The organism is Pseudomonas sp. USHLN015, assembly GCF_037153275.1.
Lineage (GTDB): Bacteria > Pseudomonadota > Gammaproteobacteria > Pseudomonadales > Pseudomonadaceae > Metapseudomonas > Metapseudomonas tohonis.
Genome location: NZ_JBBCKP010000024.1, coordinates 12,873 through 29,833, shown reverse-complemented (window position 1 = coordinate 29,833; position 16,961 = coordinate 12,873). Strand labels below are relative to the sequence as shown.

General features: G+C 70.4%; 3 protein-coding genes. All 3 read left to right on the top strand.

Annotated features, from left to right (window positions below):
* Positions 1 to 3,433: amino acid adenylation domain-containing protein (locus WFQ67_RS30150; RefSeq protein ID WP_337059001.1), on the top strand; the 3,433-nt coding region annotated here is incomplete at its 5' end.
* On the top strand, positions 3,426 to 13,724 hold the full coding sequence (locus WFQ67_RS30145) for an amino acid adenylation domain-containing protein (protein WP_337059000.1): 10,299 nt from the start codon (positions 3,426 to 3,428) through the stop codon (positions 13,722 to 13,724). The genes WFQ67_RS30150 and WFQ67_RS30145, both read left to right, overlap by 8 nt.
* Positions 13,721 to 16,918 (top strand): non-ribosomal peptide synthetase, encoded by a 3,198-nt coding sequence (locus WFQ67_RS30140; RefSeq protein WP_337058999.1) that lies wholly within the window; start codon positions 13,721 to 13,723, stop codon positions 16,916 to 16,918. The genes WFQ67_RS30145 and WFQ67_RS30140 overlap by 4 nt, the downstream gene beginning before the upstream one ends.
* Positions 16,919 to 16,961 lie beyond the last annotated feature (43 nt).

The following is a 16,961-nucleotide window of genomic DNA, read 5'->3' as shown; positions in this document are numbered from 1 at the left end:
TATCTGGCAGGCCCTGCTCGGGGTCGAGCGGGTTGGTCGCCACGACGGCTTCTTCGAGCTGGGTGGGCATTCGCTGCTGGCCACCCAGGTGGTGTCGCGGGTGCGCCAGCAACTGCAACGGGAGGTGTCGCTGCGCACGCTGTTCGAGCACCCGCAGCTGAGCGATTTCGCCCGGGCCATCGAGCGACCGCTGGCCCAGGCCGAGCCGCCGCTGCTGCCGGTTTCCCGCGAGCAGCCGCTGCCGTTGTCCTATGCCCAGGAGCGCCAGTGGTTCCTCTGGCAACTGGAGCCGGAAAGCGCCGCCTATCACATCCCTTCGGCGCTGCGCCTGAAGGGCACGCTGGATATCGCCGCCCTGGAGCGGGCGTTCAGCGACCTGATCGCACGGCATGAATCGTTGCGCACCCGCTTCATCCAGGACGGGGAGCAGCTCTGGCAGGTGGTGGATGCACCGCAGGCCGTGCGTATCCAGGCCGAGGCGCTGGCGCCGGAGGACCTGGAGAACGCCATCGCCCAGGAAGCACGACGGACGTTCGACCTGCGCCAGGGACCGTTGCTGCGGGTGCGCGTGTGGCGCCTGGCGGCGGATGAGCACGTACTGCTGTTGACCCAGCACCACATCGTTTCCGATGCCTGGTCGATGCGGGTGATTGTGGACGAGCTGCTGGCGCTCTACGCCGCTCACCAGCGCGGCGAGGCCGCGTCACTGCCGGCCTTGCCGATCCAGTACGCGGACTACGCGCAGTGGCAGCGCCAGTGGATGGGCTCCGACGCGCGCCACCGGCAGCTGGATCACTGGCTGGCGCAGCTCGGCCAGCCGACGACGCCGCTGGAGCTGCCCACCGACCATGGGCGGCTGCTCGACCGGACGATGCGAGCGGCGCGTTTCGACCTGGCCGTCGAGGAGGCCCTGGCCGAGCAGGTCCGAGCCTGCGCCCGGGAGCAGGGCGCCACGACGTTCATGGTCCTGCTGGCGGCCTTCCAGGTCTTGCTGGCGCGCTACAGCGGCCAGGCGGACATCCGCATCGGCGTGCCCATCGCCAACCGCAACCGCCTGGAAACCGAAGGCCTGGTCGGTTTCTTCGTCAACACTTTGGTGCTCAGGGGCGAGGTGGACGGGCAATCCTCGTTCACCCAGCTTCTGCAGCGCACCCGACAGACGACGCTGGAGGCGCAGGCCAACCAGGACCTGCCGTTCGAGCAACTGGTCGAGGCGCTGCAACCGGAACGCAGCCTGGGCCGCAGCCCACTCTTCGACGTGGCCTTCAACCACCAGCACGATGTCCAAGCGGAGCGTCCCGGGCTGCCGGGGCTGGCCTTCGAGCAGATCGCCGTGCATGGCCGCGATGCCCAGTTCGACCTGACCCTGGATATCGTCGAGGGAAGGGGGCTGCAGGCCATCTTCACCTACGCCAGCGACCTGTTCGAAGCGACCACCGTAGAGCGCATGGCCGATCACTGGCGCAACCTGCTCGCCGCCATGGTCGCCAGCCCCAACCAGCGCCTGGCCGAGCTGCCGATGCTGTCCAGCGCCGAACAACAGGCCAACCTGCTGGCCTGGAACCCCGCGCCCACCCGCTTCCCGGTGGAGTCCTGCCTGCACTCGCTGTTCGAACAGCGCGCCGCCGAGGCGCCCGACTCCATCGCCCTCAGCTTCGAAGGCCAGACCCTCGCCTATGGCGAACTCAACCGCCGCGCCAATCGCCTGGCCCATCGCCTGATCGCCGAAGGCGTGCGACCGGACACCCTGGTCGGCCTGGCCGCCGGCCGGGGCCTGGAGGTGATCGTCGGCCTGCTGGCGATCCTCAAGGCGGGCGGTGCGTACGTGCCGCTGGACCCGGCCTACCCGGAAGATCGCCTGGCCTACCTGATCGAAGACAGCGGCTTGCAACTGCTCCTGGCTGAAGACAGTGCCCGCGAGCGGCTGGTCATTCCCGCTCAGGTCCGCGTACTGCCCCTGGAAGCCGATAGCGGTGAAGGCCGTGACGACAACCCCAACGTGGCCCTCAGCCCCGCCAACCTGGCCTATGTGATCTACACCTCCGGCTCCACCGGCCAGCCCAAGGGCGCGCTGCTCAGCCACGCCAACGCCCTGCGCCTGTTCACCGCCACCGACGCCTGGTTCGGCTTCGGCCCGCAGGATGTGTGGAGCCTGTTCCACTCCTTCGCCTTCGACTTCTCGGTGTGGGAGATCTTCGGCGCGTTGCTGTACGGCGGCCGCCTGGTGATCGTCCCGCAGTGGGTGACCCGCTCGCCCGATGAGTTCCACGGCTTGCTCTGCCGCGAAGGCGTCACGGTGCTCAACCAGACCCCGTCTGCGTTCAAGGCGCTGATGGGCGTGGCCTGTGCGGCGAGCGATCAGGCGTCGGCACTGCGCTATGTGGTCTTTGGCGGTGAAGCGCTGGAAGTAAAAGGCCTGGCGCCCTGGTTCGAACGCTTCGGCGATACCCAGCCGCGCCTGGTGAATATGTACGGCATCACCGAAACCACGGTGCACGTGACTTGGCGTCCGCTGTCGAAGGCCGACCTGCACCAGGCCGCCAGCAGCCCCATTGGCGAGGCCATCCCCGACCTGACCTGGTACCTGCTCGATGGCGCCCTCAACCCGGTGGCCCAGGGCTGTACCGGCGAGTTGTATGTCGGCGGCCCCGGCCTGGCGCGGGGTTACCTCAAGCGCCCGGCATTGAGCGCCACACGCTTTGTGCCGGACCCGTTCTCGGCAACAGGCGAGCGGCTGTACCGCACCGGCGACCTGGCGCGCTACCGCAGTGATGGCGTGATCGAGTACATCGGCCGCCTGGACCAGCAGGTGAAGATCCGTGGCTTCCGCATCGAGCTGGGCGAGATCGAGGCGCAGCTGCTGGCGCACGCGTCGATCCGCGAAGCGGCGGTGCTGGCCCAGGACGGCAATGGCGGCCCGCAGCTGGTGGCCTACCTGGTGCCTGGCGGCGACTTCGACGAAGCCAGCCTGCGCGAGGCGCTGAAGGCCCACCTGCGCGAACACCTGCCGGACTACATGGTGCTGGCGCACCTGCTGTTCCTCGACCACCTGCCGCTGACCACCAACGGCAAGCTCGACCGTAAGGCGCTGCCGGCCCTCGATGCTGCGCTGCAACAGCGTGCCTATGCCGCGCCGGCCAGCGAGCTGGAAGAGCGCCTGGCCGACATCTGGCAGGGCCTGCTGGGGCTGGAGCGGGTGGGCCGCCACGACAACTTCTTCGAGCTGGGTGGGCACTCCCTGCAGCTGGTCATGCTGTCCTCGCGCCTGCGCGAGGAGCTGGGCATCGAGGTGCCCCTGCGTGATTTCTACCTGGCCCGCACCCTGGCCGAGCTGGCGGCCTACCTGGAGCCCAGGCTGGGCGCGGGCGGGCTGGAGGATGAGTACGACATGATTTTCGACGCGCTGGACGAACTGGAGAAAGATGATGCTTAAGCAAGGCGCCGCACGGGATATCCGTGCCGAGGAACTGGTCGAGCGCCTGCGTGGCCTGGACGCCGGCAAGCGTCGGCAATTCTTCGCCAAGCTCGGGCAGATGGGCATCGATGTGGCGCGCCTGCCCATCGTCCCGGCCTGCGAGCGCGGCCGCCATGCGCTGTCCTACGCGCAGCAGCGGCAATGGTTCCTTTGGAAGCTCGACCCGCACAGCGCCGCCTACCACATCCCCGTGGTGCTCCGGCTCGAGGGGACAGTGGATGCCGGCGCGCTGGAGCAGGCCTTCCACGCCCTGATCGAGCGCCATGAAAGCCTGCGCACCCGCTTCGTCGAAGAGGATGGCGAGGTCTTCCAGCAGGTCGAGGCGACGTTCGACTTCAGCCTGGAGACGACCCGCCTGCCGGTCGCCGAAGGGAGCGGGGAAGGGCGGCCGGCGCTGCACGACTACCTGGAAGCGCGCATCCTGCAACCCTTCGATCTCGAACGGGGCCCGCTGATCCGTGCGGCCTTGGCGCGTACGGGGGAGGCGGAGCAGGTGCTGGTGATCGTGCTCCACCACGGCATCACCGATGGCTGGTCCATGGGCGTGATGGTCGACGACCTGCTGGCGTTCTACAAAGCCGCCGTCGATGGCACCGCGGCGCAGTTGCCACCCTTGCCGATCCAGTTCCGCGACTACGCCGCCTGGCAGCGCCAATGGCTGGAAGCCGGTGAGCGCGAGCGCCAGCTGGACTGGTGGAAGGCACGCCTGGGTGAAGGCCGGTCCATGCTCGAGCTGCCGACCGACCATGCCCGCCCGCCGGTGCAGAGCCACCGTGGCGCCCGCTTCGCCATCCCGGTGGCTCCGCAGCTGGCCCGGGCGCTGAAAGGCCTCGCCCGCCAGCAGGACACCACGCTGTTCTCCCTGCTGCTGGCCTCTTTCCAGGTGCTGCTGCACCGCTACAGCGGCCAGGCCGAGGTGCGCGTCGGCGTGCCCATGGCCAACCGCAACCGCCGCGAGTGCGAGCGGCTGATCGGCCTGTTCATCAACACCCAGGTGTTCCAGGGCGTGATGGACGGCAACACGCGCTTCAGCGAGCTGCTGCAACAGCTGCAACGGATGGGGCTGGAAGCCCAGGCCTACCAGGACCTGCCCTTCGAGCAACTGGTGGAAGCCCTGCAACCGGAGCGCAGCCTCAGCCACAACCCGCTGTTCCAGGTGATGTACAGCCACCAGGCCAAGGCGGCGGGGCTCTCCGGGCTGCCCGGCCTCAAGGTCGAGGGCGTGACCTGGGACAGCGGCACCGCGCAGCTGGACCTGACCCTGGAAACCTGTGACGAGGGCGACGGCCTCGCCGCCGCCCTGGTGTACGCCACCGACCTGTTCGAGGCCGCTACCATCGAGCGCATGGCCGGCCACTGGCTGGGCCTGCTGGAGGCCATCGTCACCCGGCCCGATGCGCCCATCGCGGAGCTGCAGCTGCTCTCGCCCGACGAGCGTGAAACCCAGCTGCACGGCTGGAACGCCACGGCCACCGAGTACCCGCTCGATACTCCGGTGCACCAGCTGATCGAAGCCCAGGCACAACGCACCCCCGATGCGCCGGCCCTGTCCTTCGGCGCTGAAACGCTCAGCTACGCCGCACTCAACCGCCGCGCCAACCGCCTGGCCCATGCGCTGATCGCCCGGGGCGTGGGGCCGGACAGCCTGGTGGGCATTGCTGTCGAGCGTTCCATCGAAATGGTCGTGGGGCTGCTGGCGATTCTCAAAGCCGGCGGCGCCTATGTGCCGCTGGACCCGGAATACCCGGCCGAGCGCCTGGCCTACATGCTCGACGACAGCGGCGTGAAGCTGCTGCTGAGCCAGTCGCATCTGGAGCTGCCGCTGGCCGAAGGCGTGCAGCGCATCGATCTGGACCGGGCGCCATTCGATGACTTCCCGGAGACCAATCCCGGTATCGCGCTTCACGCCGAAAACCTCGCCTATGTGATCTACACCTCCGGTTCCACCGGCAAGCCCAAGGGGGCCGGCAACCGTCATTCGGCGCTGACCAACCGCCTGTGCTGGATGCAACAGGCCTATGGCCTGGATGACCGCGACAGCGTGTTGCAAAAGACCCCGTTCAGCTTCGACGTGTCGGTCTGGGAATTCTTCTGGCCGCTGATGACGGGCGCCCGTCTGGTCGTTGCTGCCCCGGGCGATCACCGTGATCCGGCCAGGCTGGTGGCGCTGATCGAGCGCGAAAACATCACCACGCTGCACTTCGTCCCTTCGATGCTTCAGGCCTTCCTGCTGGACCCGCAGGTGGAGCGTTGCACCCGCCTCAAGCGCATCGTTTGCAGCGGTGAAGCACTGCCGGTGGATGCACAGCAGCAGGTCTTTGCGCGCTTGCCGCAAGCCGGGCTCTACAACCTCTACGGCCCCACCGAGGCGGCCATCGACGTCACCCACTGGACCTGCGTCGACGAAGGTAAGGACGCGGTGCCCATCGGCCAGCCCATCGCCAACCTGGGCTGCTACATCCTCGATGCCAACCTCGAACCGGTGCCGGTGGGCGTCCTCGGCGAGCTGTATCTGGCAGGTGCCGGCCTGGCTCGTGGTTATCACCGTCGCCCGGCCCTCACTGCCGAGCGCTTCGTCGCCAATCCCTTCGTGGCCGGCGAGCGCATGTACCGCACCGGTGACCTGGCGCGCTATCGCCAGGACGGCGTGATCGAATACGCCGGGCGTATCGACCACCAGGTGAAGATCCGGGGCCTGCGCATCGAGCTGGGCGAGATCGAGGCGCGGCTGATGGAGCTGGATGAGGTCCGGGAAGCGGTGGTGCTGGCCGTCGACCAGCGACTGGTGGGTTATGTGGTGCCCGCTCAACGCGATCCGGACACCGAACAGCTGGCCAGCCAGCTGCGCCAGGGGCTGCCGGACTACATGGTCCCGGCCCAGTGGGTGCTGCTGGAGGCCATGCCCCTGAGCCCCAACGGCAAGCTGGAGCGCAAGGCGCTGCCGCAACCCGAGGTGGGGCAGTCGCGCAAGGCCTATGTGGCGCCGGCCACGCTCGTGCAGCAGCAACTGGCTGCGATCTGGCAGGCGGTGCTGGGCATCGAGCAGGTGGGTGCGCAGGACAACTTCTTCGAGCTGGGCGGCGATTCCATCGTCTCCATCCAGGTGGTCAGCCGTGCGCGCCAGCAGGGCCTCCTGATCACCCCCAGGGACCTGTTCCAGCACCAGAGCATCGAGGCCCTGGCCGCCGTCGCCCGCCGTGCCGAGGCGCAGGAGCTCGCGGAGCAGGGCCCCCTCAGCGGTGCCACCGCCATGCTGCCGGCGCAGAAGATGTTCTTCGCCGCCGATTTCCCCGACGCCCATCACTGGAACCAGTCGGTGCTCCTGCAACCGGCGCAGGCCCTGGATGCCGCGGCCCTGGAGCAGGCCCTGGCCGCCCTCGTGCAGCGCCACGACGCACTGCGCCTGCGCTTCGCCAGGGGCGCCAATGGTTGGCAGGCCCGGTTCGCCGCGCCGTCGAACGCGCCGCTCCTGGCGCACCGCCGCCTGAGCGACCTGGCGCAGCTGCCGGCGCTGTGCGACGAGGTGCAGGGCAGCCTGGACCTGGAACACGGCCCCTTGCTGCGCGTGGTGCTGGTCGACTTGCCCGATGCCAGCCAGCGGTTGCTGGTGGTCATCCACCACCTGGCCGTGGACGGCGTGTCGTGGCGGGTGCTGTTCGACGAGTTGCAGCAGGCCTATGGGCAGGCGGCTACGGGCGCCACCCCTGCCTTCGCGCCGAAGAGCGCATCGGTCAAGGCATGGGCCGAGCGGCTGCAGGCCCATACCAAGCGCGCCGGAGCGGAACAGGAACTGGGCTTCTGGCAGGCCTACCTGGGCGGCGCCGAAGTCGGCCTGCCGCAACGGCGCGAGGGCCGTGCCACCTACCGCCAGGCGGCGCACGCCAGCACGCGCCTGGACAAGGACCTGACCCGGCGCCTGCTGCAGGACGCGCCTGCGGCCTATCGCACGCGCATCAACGACCTGCTGCTGACCGCGCTGGCGCGGGTGCTGTGCCGCTGGACCGGCCACGCCTCGGCCCTGGTGCAGCTCGAAGGCCACGGGCGGGACGGCCTGCCCGACGGCCCGGACGTCAGCCAGACCCTGGGCTGGTTCACCAGCTTCTTCCCCGTGCACCTGCACCCGCAGGACGACCTGGCCGGGTCGATCAAGCGGATCAAGGAAGACCTGCGCCGCGTGCCGGACAACGGCATCGGCTTCACCGCCCTGCGCTACCTGGGTGACGAAGAGATGCAGGCGCGGATGGCGGCCCTGCCGCAGCCGGGCGTCACCTTCAACTACCTCGGGCAGCTCGATGGCAGCTTCGCCGGCGAGGGCGGCCTGTTCGTTCCGGCGCGGGAGCCGGCCGGGCGGGAGCAGAGCCTGGAGGCGCCGCTGCCCAATCGCCTGGTGCTGAACGGCCAGGTCTACGACGGGCAACTGGCCGTCGACTGGTGCTTCAGCCGCGAGTGCTTCGACGAGGCGACGCTGCAAGGCCTGGCCGATGCCTATGCGCAGGCGCTGCGCGAGCTGGTCGAGCACTGCTGTGCCAGCGACAACCGTGGCGTTACGCCGTCCGACTTCCCGCTGATGCCGCTCACCCAGGAGCAACTGGACGGCCTGCCGCTGGCACCGGCGCAGCTGCAGGACATCTACCCGCTGTCGCCGATGCAGCAGGGCATGCTGTTCCACAGCCTCTACCAGGGCGCGCGAGCGGAATACATCAACCAGCTGCGCGTCGATGCCGACGGCCTGCAGCCGCAGCGCTTCAGGGCGGCCTGGCAGCAGGCGATGGACCGCCACGACGTGCTGCGCAGCGCCTTCCTCTGGCAGGCCGACATGGAGCGGCCGCTGCAGCTCGTCCAGCGCCAGGTGGAGGTGCCCTTCGAGGTGCTCGACTGGCGCGGGCGCGACGGTCTCGACCAGGCCCTGGATGACCTGGCGGCCGCCGAGCACGCGCGCGGCTTCGACCTGGGCGTCGCGCCGCTGCTGCGCATCAAGCTGGTGCTGCTGGCGGAGGGGCGCTGCCACCTGGTCCTGACCCACCACCATATCCTCGTCGATGGCTGGAGCCTGTCCCTGCTGCTGGGCGAGGTGCTGCAGCAGTACGCCGGGCAGGCGCTGCCCAGCCGTGCGGGGCGCTACGCCGACTACATCGCCTGGTTGCAGCAGCGCGACGCGCAGGCCGGCGAGCGCTTCTGGCGGCCGTTGCTGGCGAGCCTGGAAGAACCGACCCGCCTGGCCAGGGCCAACCCCATGCCGCTGGCCGGCAGTGGCCATGGGGACCACCGCGTGCAGTTCGACCGCGCAGCCAGCCAGCGCCTGCAGGACGCGGCCCGGCAGGCCAAGGTGACCCTCAACACCCTGGTGCAGGCCGCCTGGCTGCTGCTGTTGCAGCGCTACACCGGGCAGGCGACGGTGGCCTTCGGCGCGACGGTCGCCGGGCGCCCGGCCGAACTGGAGGGCATCGAGGAGCAGGTCGGCCTGTTCATCAACACCCTGCCGGTGATCGCCGCCCCCGCACCGCAGCAGCGCGTGGCGCAGTGGCTGGAGCAGGTGCAGTCGCTCAACCTGGCGCTGCGCGAACACGAGCACACGCCGCTCTACGACATCCAGCGCTGGGCCGGGCAGGGCGGTGAGAGCCTGTTCGACACCCTGGTGGTGTTCGAGAACTACCCCATGTCCGCCGCGCTGCAACAGGGCGCCCCCCAGGGGCTGCGTTTCGGCGAGGTGGCCAATCACGAGCGGACCCATTACCCGCTGACCCTGAGCGTGAGCCTGGACGACGGCCTGGCGCTGGAGTTCAGCCATGACCGGGCGCGCTTCACCGATGCGGTGGTGCAACGCCTGGCGGGCCACCTGACCTGCCTGATCGGGCTGATGGCCGCGCACCCCCACGCCGCCCTCGGCAGCCTGGACTACCTGGCGGCGGACGAGCGGCAGCAGCTCGTGGAGGCCTGGAGCAGCGCGACGCTCGACTACCCGAGCGAGCGCTTCGTGCATGAGCTGTTCGCCACCCAGGCGGCCGTCACCCCGGACGCCGCGGCGCTGCTGTTCGAGGACCGCGAGCTGTCCTATGCCGAGCTCAACCTGCGTGCCAACCGCCTGGCCCGGCACCTGATGGCGCTGGGCGTCGGGCCGGACGTGCGGGTCGGCCTGGCCGTGGAGCGCGGGCCGGACCTGGTGATCGGCCTGCTGGCGGTGCTCAAGGCCGGCGGTGCCTATGTGCCGCTGGACCCGGGCTACCCGGCCGACCGCCTGCTGTGCATGATCGAGGACAGCGGCGCGGCACTGGTGCTGACCCAGCAGACCGTGCTCGACAGCCTGCCGATCCCCGCCGGCCTGCCACGCCTGTGCCTGGACCAGGGCGATGCCTGGCAAGGCCTCGAAGGCAGCGACCCGCAGGTGCGCCTGCACCCGCACAACCTGGCCTACGTCATGTTCACCTCGGGCTCGACGGGGCGCCCCAAGGGTGTGGGCATCAGCCACCAGGCGCTGGCCCGGCATGCCTGGGTGGCCCTGGACTTCTTCGACCTGCGGGCGCAGGACCGGGTGCTGCAGTTCTCCACCTTCAACTTCGACGGTTTCGTCGAGCAGCTCTACCCGGCGCTGATCTGCGGCGCGGCGGTGGTGCTGCGCGGCAACGAGATCTGGGACAGCGAGACCTTCTACCGCGAGCTGATCGCCAAGCGCATCAGCGTCGTCGACCTCACCACCGCCTACTGGAGCATGATCGCCCGCGATTTCGCCGAGGTCGGCCCGCGCCCCTACGGCGCGCTGCGGCAGGTGCACAGCGGCGGCGAGGCGATGCCGCCGGAGGCGCTGTCGGCCTGGCGCCAGGCGGGCCTGGGCGGCATCCGCCTGCTCAACACCTACGGGCCCACCGAGGCCACCGTCACCGCCACCACCCTCGACTGCGCGCCCTATGTGAGCGAGGCGCGGCCCCTGCCGCTGACCCTGCCCATCGGCCGGGTGCTGCCGGGGCGCAGCATCTACCTGCTGGACGAAGTGGGCCTGCCCGCGCCGGTGGGCATGATCGGCGAGCTGGTGATCGGCGGCGCGCTGCTGGCACGGGGTTACTTCAACCGCCCGGGCCTGACCGCCGAGCGCTTCATCCCCGACCCGTTCTCCGCCGAACCGGGCGCCCGCCTGTACCGCACCGGTGACCTGGCGCGCTACAGCGCCGAGGGCGAGATCGAGTACGTCGGCCGCGTCGACCACCAGGTGAAGATCCGGGGCTTCCGCATCGAGCTGGGCGAGATCGAGGCGCGCCTGCTGGAGCAGGACAGCGTGCGCGACGCCGTGGTCCTGGCCCTGCCGGGTGCCAACGGCCTGCAGATCGTCGGCTACGTGGTGCCCCAGGACAGCACGCTGCTCGGTGCCGATGCCGAGCAGCAGGCGAGCTGGCGCGCAGCGGTGGGCGAGCGGCTCAAGGCGCAGTTGCCGGACTACATGGTGCCCGCGTGCCTGGTGCTGCTGGAGCGCTTCCCCCTCAGCCCCAACGGCAAGCTGGACCGCAAGGCCCTGCCGGCCCCCGATGCCGCCTCGCAACAGCAGCGCTTCGAGGCCCCGGCCGATGAACTGGAATGCCGCCTGGCCGAGGTCTGGCAGGGCGTCCTCGGGCTGGAGCGGGTCGGCCGTGGCGACCACTTCTTCGAGCTGGGCGGGCATTCGCTGCTGGCCACCCAGGTGGTGGCGCGGCTGCGCCGCTGCATCGAGCAACCGGTCAGCCTGCGCGACCTCTTCGAGGCGCCGGTCCTCGGCGCGCTCGCCCAGCGCCTGCGCAGCCGTTCCCCGGAGCCTGTGCAGGTCGCCAGGCCGCCGGTCACACCGCGCCGCGGTGCGCCGACCTTGTCGCTGGCGCAGCGGCGGTTGTGGGTGATCGAGCAGTTCTCCTCCAGCGGCGCCTACGGCATGCCCATGGCCCTGCGCCTGACCGGCGAGTTGCAGGCCCCGTTGCTCGCCCGCGCGCTGAACGCGGTCATCCGCCGCCACGAAGTGCTGCGCACCGCCTATGTGGCCGATGACGAAGGCGACCCGCAGGCCGTCGTCACCGAGGACCTGGAGATCGAGCTGCCGCTGCTCGATCTGTCCGCGCTGCCCCCCGATGCGCGCAGCGCCTGCGTGGCGGAGGCGGTGGAAGACAACGCACGCAGCCCCATCAGCCTGCTGCAGGCGCCGCTGCTGCGGGCGCGCCTGCTGCGCCTGGGCGCCGAGGAGCATGTGCTGCTGTTCGCCATGCACCACATCGTCTCCGATGGCTGGTCCCTGTCGGTCCTGGCCGGCGAGGTGATGGAAATCTACGGCCGCCTGCGCGACGGCGACGCCTCGCCATTGCCGCCACTGCCCCTGCAGTACGCCGACTTCGCCGAGTGGCAGCTGGGCCTGGAGCGCACCGGCGTGCTGCAGGCACAGGCCGGGTTCTGGGCCGCTGCGCTGTCCGGCTACTCCGGGTTGCTCGCGCTGCCGACGGACCGCAGCCGCCCGGCCAACCCCACGCTGGCGGGCCGCGAACGCTCGTTCGTGATCGCGCCGGCACTGGGCCGCCGCCTGAACGCGCTGGCCCGCGCCCAGGGCACCACGCTGTACAACGTCCTGCTGGCGGCGTTCCAGCTGATGCTGCACCGCCTCGGCGGCAGCGACGACATCGTCGTCGGGGTGGATGTGGCCGGGCGCGAGCAACTCGAGCTGGAGGCGCTGATCGGCTTCTTCGTCAACGTGCTCCCGGTGCGCTCGCGGTACGAGGCCGGCAAGGCCTTCTCGGCCTTCCTCGACGAGACGCGGCAGGCCGCGCTGGACGCCTTCGAGCACCAGGACCTGCCCTTCGACATGATCGTCGAGGCCGCTGCCGCGCCGCGCCACAAGGGCGCCAACCCGCTGGTGCAGGTGCTCTTCGTGATGAGCAACCTGCCGCTGGCGAGCCGCTCCATCGCCGGGATGCGGATCGAGCCGATCGACTCGGCGACCGCCTATTCCAAGTTCGACATGGCGCTGTTCGTCGAGGCGGACGGCGATGCCCTGCAAGGCACCTGGCAGTTCGCCAGCGACCTGTTCGACGGCGAGCGCATCGGCGCGCTGCTGGAGGGCTGGATCGGAATTCTTGAACAGATCACAGGCGACCCGAATATCAGATCGGAGGATATCGACATGCCGACTCACACAGCGGCCAGCGCCGAGGCGCCGGTCCGCAACAAGGCGGACAAGCTGGGCAAGTTCCTCAAGAAGGCCCAGGGCGGGGCACCCGCGAAAGCCCAGGGACCGATCCGGGAGACCCTCGTGGTGCCCGGGCAGGACTTCCCGCTGATGATGGAGCCCAGCGACCCGGGGATCGACCTGGTGCTCTGGGCCAGGGCCAACCGGCCGCTGCTGGAGGAGAAGCTGGCCCGCCATGCCGCGATCCTGTTCCGTGGCTTCGCCCTGCGTGACATCCACGACTTCGAAGCCTTCGCCGAGGCGGTGCAGCCCGGGCTCTACGGCCAGTACGGCGACCTGCCGAAGAAGGAGGGCGGCAAGAACACCTACCGCTCCACGCCGTACCCCGAGCAGAAGATGATCCTGTTCCACAACGAGGGTTCGCACCAGGACCGCTGGCCGCGCAAGCAGCTGTTCTTCTGCGAGCTGCCATCGCCCATCGGCGGCGCCACGCCCATCGTCGACTGCCGGCAGATGTACCGGCGGATGCCCGAAGTCCTGCGCGACCTGTTCGAGAGCCGTGGGCTGCTCTACGTGCGCACCTTCAGCGGTGACCTGGACGTGCCCTGGCAGCACTTCTTCAAGACCGAGGTACGCGCCGAGGTGGAGGCGCGTTGCCAGGCCGCCGGCATCCAGTGGTCGTGGCTGGAGAACGACGGGCTGCAGATCCGCACGCCGTGCCCGGCGATCATCCGCCACCCGGTGACCTTTGAGAAAAGCTTCTTCAACCAGGTCCAGCTGCACCACATCCACTGCCTGGACGCCGACGTCCGCGACGACCTGCTGGCCCTCTACGGCCTGGAGCGCATGCCGCGGCACGTCTACTTCGGCGACGGCTCGCCGATCAGCGACGCGATCATGCAGCAGGTGGGCGAGCTCTACGAGGCCTGCGCCGTGCGCCCGGGCTGGCAGAAGGGCGATGTGCTGCTGCTCGACAACATGCTCGCGGCCCACGCCCGCGACCCCTTCGAGGGGCCCCGCAAGATCGTCGTCGCCATGAGCGAGATGTTCGATCGGCGCGAACTCGAACGCCCGTCCGCGGCGCAGGTGCAACAACTGGATAACGAGGTGCAAGCATGAGCATGGATGCAGTGAACAGCGGGTTCCCCTTGCTGCCGGAGCAGCAGCGCCTGCTGGACAAGGCCGGGCAGCAAGGCACCTGGGCCGAGGTGGCGCACCTGGTGCAGGTCGAGATCGCGGGCGAGCTCGACCTGGCCCGCCTGCGGGGCGCGCTGGACGCCTTGGTGCAGCGTTTCCCGGTGCTGGCCACGCGCATCGGCCAGGTGCCGGGCTACAACGGCCTTCGGCAACTGGCGGGCGAGGGGGGCGGCTTTCCCTTGCAGGTGGTGGCCGAGCCCGGCCCGGCGGCATCGGTGGCGGCGCTCTTCGAGGCGTGGGCCGGTAAGCCCCACCCGATCCCCGGCGGGGTCCACCTGGGCGGCCTGCTGCAATGCCTGGAGCCGGGTCGCTGGCGCCTGAGCCTGGGCGTGGCGCGCTTCATCGTCGATGCCCGCAGCATGGGGCTGCTCTGCGAGGCGCTGTTCGATGCCTATGCGGGCCGTGGACAGGGCGCTGGCGATGACGACGCGGCGGCCAGCTTCGAGCAGTACCTGGAATGGCACGCGGAGGTGGCGGTGGATGAGGACGCCGCCGAGGGCAAGCGCTACTGGGCGGAGCACCTGGGCGCGGGCGGTGCGTCCCCCGACCTGCCCTACCGCCGCAGCGGGCGCGTCGCGACCGGCCGTGGGGAGGTGCTTGAACGGCGGCTGGCCCCGGCGCTGGTGGCCGGCCTCGAACGTCTGGCGCGGGCCGATGGGCTGCCGGTGGAGCGGGTCCTGCAAGCCGGGTGGTGGGCGCTGCTGGCCCGCATCAGTGGCCGTTCGACCCTGCTCGCGGCGTGGCGGCACGATGCCCGCTGCACCTATGAATTCTTCGCCGGGGCACCCGGCGTGCTGGAAAGGACCCTGCCGCTGTGCCAGGCGCTCGACGGCGATGGGCGCCTGCGTGCGGCCTGCACCGCGCTGGCAGCGCGCCTGGAGCAACACGAAACCTGGCAGGAATACTGGATCGCCGGCAGCGGGCCTGCCGCCCCCACGCTGGCCTGCGGGTTCACCAGCCGACCGGCGCTGCCCGGGCGCGAGATCGCCGGCAGCACCTGGCAGGCGCGGGCGCTGCCCGACCAGGCGGGGGAGTTCGACCTGCTGCTGCAGGTGCTGAGCGAGGAGGGCGTGCCGGCGACGCTGGCGCTGGAGTACCGCGCGGACCTCTACGGCCAGGCCGCCATGCACGGGCTGCTGGAGCAATACCTGGGCCTGCTGCAGGCGATGCTGGAGGGTGACCCCCAGCTGTGCGAACTGCCGCCGCCGGGTGAGGCGGAGCGCGCGCGCCTGCTGGCGCTCAACCCGGCACCCCGCGATCTCGGGCAGGCCGAGGGGCTGCTGCCGCAACGCATCGCCCGCTGGGCCGAGCGGACGCCGGACGGCATCGCCATCGCCTGTGGCGAGGAGGCCCTGACCTGGCGCGAACTGGACGCCCAGGTGCGCCAGCTGAGCGCCAGGCTGCACCGCAGCGGTGTCGGCGCGGGCGATCTCGTCGGCCTGGCGCTGCCGCGCTCGATCGCCTGGGTGGTCTCCCTGCTGGCCGCCTGGCGGCTCGGTGCCGCCTACGTGCCGCTGGACCCGCTGTGGCCCCCGGCGCGCCAGGCGCAGGTGCTGGAACAGGCCGGGGCGCGCCGGGTCCTGGTGGCGACCGAGGTGGCCGATATCGCCGGCGTGAAGGCCTTGCAGGTCCCGGGCGGGACCGACGAGGCCGCGGGGGATGCGCCCCCGGCCCATGCCACGACGGGGCAGGAGGTGGCCTATGTGCTCTTCACCTCCGGTAGCACCGGCCTGCCCAAGGGCGTGGTGATCGAGCACCGCAACCTCTTCAACTACACCGCCGCCGCCAGCGAGGCGATGGGGCTGGAAGACTGCCGCCAGGTGGCTTTCTCCTCCAGCGTCTCGGCCGACCTGGGCAATACCGCGCTGTTCGGGGCGCTGTACAACGGCGCGACCCTGCATGTGGCGGATGACCCGACCATGCAGAGCCCCGCGGCCTTCGCCCGCTACCTGGAGGCGAACCGGATCGACTGCCTGAAGATGGTGCCCTCGCACCTGGCCGCCTTGCTGGAGGCCGAGCGGCCGAACCTCCCCCGCACGCTCGTCCTGGGCGGGGAAGCCTTGCCGCCTGCGCTGGCGGAGCGGGTGCTGCGCATCCGTCCCGACTGCCGGCTGTTCAACCACTACGGGCCGACCGAGACGACGGTGGGGGTGCTGGTCCATCCCGTGGTCGAGGCCGACCTGGGCGAGCTGGGCATCCCGCTGACCCGGGTGCTGGCGAACAACAGCGTGCATGTGCTGGACGAGCAGCGCCGGCCGGTGCCGGTGGGCGTGCTCGGCGAGCTGTACATCGGCGGGCAGCAGGTCAGCCGTGGCTACCTGGAGGCCAGCGCCGAGCAGCGCGAGGCCTTTGTCGTCGACCCCTTCGACCCGGGGCAGGTGCTCTACCGCAGCGGCGACCTGGCGCGCTACCGGCCCGAGGGCGGCATCCAGCTGTACGGGCGCAAGGACCAGCAGGTGAAGATCCGTGGCCATCGGGTGGAGCCGGCCGAGACCGAGCAGGCATTGCTGCTGCTGCCCGCGGTCACCGAGGCGGCGGTGGTGGTCCGGCACCCGGGCGAGGGGGCTGAACTGGTGGCCTTCGTCGTCGTGCAGGGGACGTTGCCGGAGGACCCGGCCAGCGAGCTGCGTGGCGCCCTGCGGGCCTACCTGCCCGAATCGATGCTGCCGGCACAGGTGCAGGTACTGGCGGACATGCCGCGCCTGGCCAATGGCAAGATCGACCGCCAGGCCCTGCAGGGCCGCGAGCTGCAAGCGGTGCAGCGTGACTTCGTGGCACCCCGGGACGCCCTGGAAGAACTGCTCTCCACGCGCATGGCGCAACTGCTCGGGCTGGAGCGCCTGAGCATGGACCAGGACTTCTTCGCCGCCGGCGGGCATTCCCTGCTGGTGATCAAGCTGGTGGCCGGCATCCGCAAGCTGCTGCAGTGCGAGGCCAACCCGGGCATCGTCTTCGACCACCCGACGCCGGCCGCCCTGGCGCAGGCCCTGCGGGCGCTGGAAACGGTGCCGGGGCAACTGCTCAAGCTGGCCCAGGCGCGCCTGCGGCTCGATGCCCTCAGCCCCGAGGAACGGGCGGTGCTGCTGGAAAAGGCGCGTCAGTTGCAAGCCACCTGAAGCGCCCACGACGACGCCCGGCCCCAGGGCCGGGCGTCGTGCA